Origin of the sequence: Actinomadura formosensis NBRC 14204 (genome assembly GCF_001552155.1) — a bacterium.
Classification (GTDB): Bacteria; Actinomycetota; Actinomycetes; order Streptosporangiales; family Streptosporangiaceae; genus Spirillospora; species Spirillospora formosensis.
In genome coordinates this window covers 1-5,191 of record NZ_BCQQ01000231.1, presented here as the reverse complement: position 1 = coordinate 5,191, position 5,191 = coordinate 1, and the positions used below count along the sequence as shown (strand labels likewise).

Genomic DNA, 5,191 nt, shown 5'->3' with positions numbered 1-5,191 from the left:
CGGTGTACCTCCCATCAGGGGCGGTCCGGACCGGGTCGGGGTCGACGCCGGGACGGTTGCCGGCCGGGTGGCCGGTCGAGTCGTCGGCGGGGTGGTACTCGGTGTCGAGATCGGCGGCCATGACCGGCACGCCGCACGGGTGGCAGCGGAACCGGACCGGGCCACCGTCCAGCGGCGTGCGGCAGGTCGGGCAGCGCTTGACCGGACCGGCGGTCAGCGTCCGGCGCGGCGCGCCGTAACCGGGGGCGGGCGTGGTCGAGGTCATGCCGCGGTCACCTCCGCCTCGCCGAGGTCGGCACCCTCGGCGCACTCAAGGCACTCGCCGAGGTGGCGGGGCAGGACGTAACCGGCGTCGCGTCGGCAGGTCGGGCAGTGCCGGCGGGCGGCCAGTGCCTTGCCGAGGGCGGCGCGCTGTCGGTCGGTGGGGACGCGCTTGGGCAGTGCCAGGCGCACGTCGTACAGGTAGGCGGCGCGCACGCCCGTCCGGGAGCGGCGGGAGTTCCACAGCACCTGTCCGGCGATGTCCTGTCCGCCGGGGCGCAGGCCCTCGGCGGCGAGCTGGCGGAGGGTGCGCAGGTGCGGGGGCGCCATGCGCCACGGCCACGTGGGGATCCCGAACCGAGCGCCGGTCGGGTCGAAGAACCGCGCGGAACTACGGCGGCGGGTCATGACGCCACACCCCCCGCACGACTCATGGCGTAGGCGGGCCGCTGAACAGTGACCAAGTGCCAGCCCTCGGCGCGCAGCGTCCGGTAGACCGACACCGATGCGGCCACCGTCAGCGCAGTGACGGCCAGGGCGGTGAGGGCCACGGTCGGCACCGGGTGCGCGACCGCCAGCACGCCACCGGCGGCGGCCAGGCGGAGCGGAGAGGCGCACAGCCAGCACAGTGCGGCGAGCACGGCCACGGCGAGGATGAGGGCGGTCATCAGGCCACCCCCAGCGAGGCCAGCAGCGCGGCGGCCAGCAGCCAGCCGACGTGCCAGGACTGGTCCAGGGCGTAGGCGCCGGTACCGGTCGGCGCGGTCGCGCCGTCGCCGAGCCGGGCGAAGTCGCCCTTGCCGGGGATCAGGTGGCGGCCGAGCCAGTCGGCCAGCGCCAGCAGCGTGGAGCGCCGGTCGGCCCAGTAGTGCGAAACCGCGTCCACCACCAGCGCCGCGGCGGCGGCGTAGGGGTTGACCGGCAGCGCCAGCACCAGCGCCACCAGCGTGACGGCGGCGCCCTTGACGGCGGTCAGGGTGGCGACGTGCCGGGCGCACAGGATCCGGCCGGGCCAGCCGGGCGCGCCCTTGCCGCACGCCTGCCCGTGCGTCTGCAACCAGTGGTCGCCCACCTCATGCGCGGCGTACAGCGCGGCGAACACTGCGGGGAACACGATCGGGTCAGCGCCGAACATCTCAGGCCACCTCTTCCAGGGCCGCGGCGGCCAGGGTCCGGGCCTCACGCTGGAGCGCGGCCAGCTCGCGGGGCAGGTGGCCCGCCCACACACCGAAGGCGGGGCGGATCCGCAGCGCGTAGTCCAGGCACAGGGCCCAGACCGGGCAGTCCTCGCACACCTCGCGGGCCACGTCCTGCCGGGCCAGACGCTCGGCGAGCGGCTCGTCCTCGAAAGCGTCCGGTCCCATGTGCAGGTCGGGGTCGTGTCGGCACTCGCCGCGCTCGGCGAGTTCAGTCACCAGGCCCCCCAGCGACAGAGTCGACGGGTCAACGGACATGCGGTCCTCCATGCGGGTCGTGATCGGTCGGGTAGGGCGGCCCTCGGCGGCGTGCTTGGTGGCTTGTGCGCCGAGGGGTGGAGCCTGCGGGTAGTGGGCGGTCATCGCTGGTCAGCCCAGCGAGCCCGAGAACGTCGTGATTGCGTGGATCACCTGGTTGACCAGCGCGGCGGCCTTCTCCGGGTTGTTGATCGCGAAGATCGCGACCGCGATGCCGGCGAGCCACTGCGGGATGTTGCTGGACTTCTGCGGGAACACTGCGCTCTCCCTAAGTCGGGTGAAACGACAAACGTTTGGCGTTTGACGTACTCTCGATTGTGGCCACTCTGGACCGGATGTCAAGGGGCGCCAATCGTTTGGCGTTTGGCGACGGCTCTGGTTAGGTGGACCTAACAGCCCTTGCACAGCACTCGCACAGCAGGAAGGGGCAGGTCAGTGCAACAGTCCGAACGTCACGGGTTCCGCGACATCGCCGCGAAAATTCGTCAGGAGATCATGGAGGGCCGGTACCGTGCCGGGACCGTCCTGCCCGCCGAACCCGAGCTTGCCGACCGCTACGGGGCGTCCCGTAGTTTGGTGAACAGGGCAATGCAGGTACTCGCGGCCGAGGGCATCGTCCGGCCTCGGCAGGGACGGGGCACCATGGTCACCTGGCTTCCGCCGATGCTCCACTCGCCGGCGCGCTACGACCGGGCGACGCGCGAGAACAACGGCGCCCGCGGCGCGTTCGACGCCGAGGTTCGCGCCCGTGGGCTGGAGCCGCAGCACGAGATCACCACCGAACGCGCCGAACCGCCGGCAGCCGTCGCCGAGGCGCTCGGCCTGCCGACCGGTGAAGTGAACTGCCTCGTTCGGCGTCGGCGACTGCTGGCCAGCGGCATTCCCGTCCGGCTCAACGCCAGTTGGTTCCCGCTCGACATCGCCGAGGGAACCGTCCTGGAGGAAGACGGGCCGGTGATCGTCGGCGGCGTCAAGAGCGCGCTTGCCGAACTCGGCTACGCCCAGACCAGGGCGCGCGAGCAGATCATCCCGAGTCGCCTGCCCACCGATGCCGAGGCACGCGCGCTGGAGATCAGCCCGGAGCGCACGGTCGTCGAGATCACGCATGTCGGCATGACGGCCGAGGGCCGCGCCGTCGAGGTCACGGTCTCGGTCGCGCCCGCCCACTACGTGACGGCTCAGTACGAGTTCCCGCTTGCCTGACAACCGGAAGAGACCACACCCGATGATCACGCGCCTAGTCGAAGACCACGCCCAGGCCCTGGCCAGCAAGGGCGAGCTACCCGCGTTCGTCTACGACCTCGCCGCACTGCGTGAGCACGCGGCCGAGGTCAAGGCCGCGCTCTCGGCGCCCGGTGCGCCGGAGATCTTCTATGCCGCAAAGGCCAACCCGGACGCTCCGATCCTGCAAGGGCTCGCCCCGTACGTCGATGGAATCGAGGTCGCGTCCGGCGGCGAGCTGGCGCATGTGCGCGAGGCGCTGCCGGACGCGCGGTTGGCGTTCGGCGGCCCCGGCAAGACCGACGACGAGCTACGGCTTGCCCTCGACCTCGGCGTCGAGCGCATCCACGTCGAAAGTCCGTACGAGCTGTCCCGCCTGGCCGACATCGCTCGGACGTCCGGCCGTGAGGTCGATGTCCTGCTACGGGTCAACCTCGCTGGCGACCGCAGCGGCGTCGCGCTCGCCATGAGCGGCCCGTTCGGCATGGACCCGGACCTGATCGAGTCGTGCACCGGCATCCTGGAGACCTCTCCGCAGGTGCGTCTACGCGGCATCCATGCGCACCTGGCGTCCGGCCTGGACGCCTCCGCCATGGTCGCCCAGTCCGCCGAGATCCTCTCGTGGGGCCGCTCCTGGCTCGACAGGATCGGCCACACCGGACCGCGTGAGTTCAACCTCGGCGGCGGCATGGCCGTCGACTACTCCACGCCTGAGACCCGATTCGACTGGAAGCAGTACGGCGCCGACGTCGCCGCGCTCGCCGAGCCGGGCGAGACGTTGCGCATCGAACCGGGCCGCTCCATCAGCGTCTACGCCGGGTGGTACATCACCGAGGTACTGGACGTGAAGAAGGCACACGGCCAGTGGTACGCCGTCCTACGCGGCGGCACCATGCACATCCGCACGCCAGTCACCAAGCAACACAACCACCCGTACGACGTCCTCACCCGCAACGGCGACGGCCCCGCGGTCGCCGGCGAGCCCGTGACCCTCGTAGGCCAACTCTGCACACCAAAGGACGTCTTCGCCCGCGAGATCCCCACAGACCGCATCGCCGTCGGCGACCTAGTCGCCTTCTCCATGTCCGGCGCCTACGCCTGGAACATCTCCCACCACGACTTCCTCATGCATCCCAAGCCAGCGTTCCACTATGTGAACAATTAGCATGTGTTCCGTAATGTGACTCCGACCAGTCGGCTGGTCGGAGTCACATTACTTTAGGGCCAGAAGTCTTATGAGGTCACACCGTAGGTAGCTTGTCGCGACGATGAAGGCGGGCCATCTGGTAGGCATAGAAGGGGTCGGCAGTCGTAGTTCCGTCCTCCCATCGATACTTCATGCCGATGAACCCCACCAGCGAGGCACCCGAATACATGGTCAGGCATTTACGGCTTCGGCTGACGTCGCCTGCTGCAGGTTCAGTATGTAGTCCCGCGGCCTCGATGCCTAGCTTCTTCCCTGCACGGCGGTATCGCCTAAGTTCTCGATTCTTGAAGAGAACCATATGCATATCCGGCATGCGGTCTGTAGTTCCATTGAGGAAGTCGAGAACGGACGGAGGCACCCTGAAGCCGTCATCGACGATTCTGCATGCAATGTGCTTGGCGAAGTACTTTGCCAAGTTTGGAACTTCCACGCTCCATGAGTCGCCAAATATGTCAGCCATGTCGATGTACCTGCTACGCCACAGCGCATCCATGTTGCGCCAGACGTAACGTGAATATGTTACGTATGCATCATCGAATGGCTGACTTCTTGCGCCGTTGCAGTTGAGGCACAGGCTTGCGCCAAACTTTGCCACGTCGGACTTCGGTCCGTTAATCTTTGTCAGACGTTCCATGTTGCCTGAACTCCAGTAGAGGTAAGGTGAATCACCCCACATCTGAGTCAGGTCGGTTCGTTTGAACTTGTGTTCGCGAGTAGTGGCGGGCGCGGAGCACCACCAACAAAGTCCGTCCGGGGCAACACGATAAGGATCAAGGTCGTTTCCCTGAAGCCATGTAGTCGGATCTGAGAAGTGTCTCTCGTTCATGGCGACATGGTACCTCCCCGGTTCACCTCGCTCACGGCAATAAGCACCAGCCCCGGCCCGCCGACGTGAGAGCGTCCGGGCGGATGGGCGTGGCGATCGGCGTCTGAGTGACCAACTGAGTGACAACGAGCAAGTGATCGTCTGGACGTCCGTAGACGGTGGTGGACGCTGTTCACCATGGTCGCTGCAAGGGAGCACTGGACGCGATCTTGGCTGGAATGC

Annotated in this window: 9 protein-coding genes; 2 read left to right on the top strand and 7 right to left on the bottom strand. The window is 68.0% G+C overall.

Features of this window, described 5'->3' with window-relative positions; all coding sequences use genetic code 11:
• The 6 genes from AF1_RS31835 to AF1_RS35010 all read right to left on the bottom strand — a co-directional run.
• Positions 1-265, bottom strand: a 265-nt coding sequence (locus tag AF1_RS31835; RefSeq protein ID WP_067807921.1) for a hypothetical protein, incomplete at its 3' end; no start/stop codon positions are given.
• Entirely contained in the window at positions 262-669 is a 408-nt protein-coding gene (locus AF1_RS31830) for an RRQRL motif-containing zinc-binding protein (protein WP_067807917.1), read from the bottom strand. The genes AF1_RS31830 and AF1_RS31835, both read right to left, overlap by 4 nt.
• Entirely contained in the window at positions 666-929 is a 264-nt protein-coding gene (locus tag AF1_RS31825) for a hypothetical protein (RefSeq protein ID WP_067807913.1), read from the bottom strand. The genes AF1_RS31830 and AF1_RS31825 overlap by 4 nt, the downstream gene beginning before the upstream one ends.
• The gene (locus AF1_RS31820) at positions 929-1,396 is read right to left on the bottom strand and encodes a hypothetical protein (RefSeq protein WP_067807910.1); all 468 of its coding nucleotides are present in this window, start codon (positions 1,394-1,396) and stop codon (positions 929-931) included. The genes AF1_RS31825 and AF1_RS31820 overlap by 1 nt, the downstream gene beginning before the upstream one ends.
• A gap of 1 nt (position 1,397) precedes the next feature.
• Positions 1,398-1,715, bottom strand: coding sequence for a WhiB family transcriptional regulator (locus AF1_RS31815; protein ID WP_169804070.1), 318 nt, complete (start codon positions 1,713-1,715; stop codon positions 1,398-1,400).
• Between the two features lie 111 nt (positions 1,716-1,826).
• A complete protein-coding gene (locus tag AF1_RS35010) occupies positions 1,827-1,973 on the bottom strand; it encodes a hypothetical protein (protein ID WP_157419387.1) in 147 nt (48 codons plus the stop codon).
• A 177-nt stretch (positions 1,974-2,150) separates the two neighbouring features.
• On the opposite strand from AF1_RS35010, the gene AF1_RS31810 reads away from it, so the two are divergent.
• Both AF1_RS31810 and AF1_RS31805 read left to right on the top strand, forming a co-directional pair.
• Positions 2,151-2,918: a GntR family transcriptional regulator gene (locus AF1_RS31810; protein ID WP_067807904.1), complete on the top strand. Its 768-nt coding sequence runs from the start codon at positions 2,151-2,153 to the stop codon at positions 2,916-2,918.
• A 22-nt stretch (positions 2,919-2,940) separates the two neighbouring features.
• Positions 2,941-4,101 (top strand): type III PLP-dependent enzyme, encoded by a 1,161-nt coding sequence (locus AF1_RS31805; RefSeq protein WP_067807901.1) that lies wholly within the window; start codon positions 2,941-2,943, stop codon positions 4,099-4,101.
• 76 nt (positions 4,102-4,177) lie between these two features.
• Here AF1_RS31805 and AF1_RS35005 read toward each other — a convergent pair whose 3' ends face one another.
• Positions 4,178-4,969 (bottom strand): hypothetical protein, encoded by a 792-nt coding sequence (locus tag AF1_RS35005; protein ID WP_131733030.1) that lies wholly within the window; start codon positions 4,967-4,969, stop codon positions 4,178-4,180.
• Between the last annotated feature and the right edge of the window lie 222 nt (positions 4,970-5,191).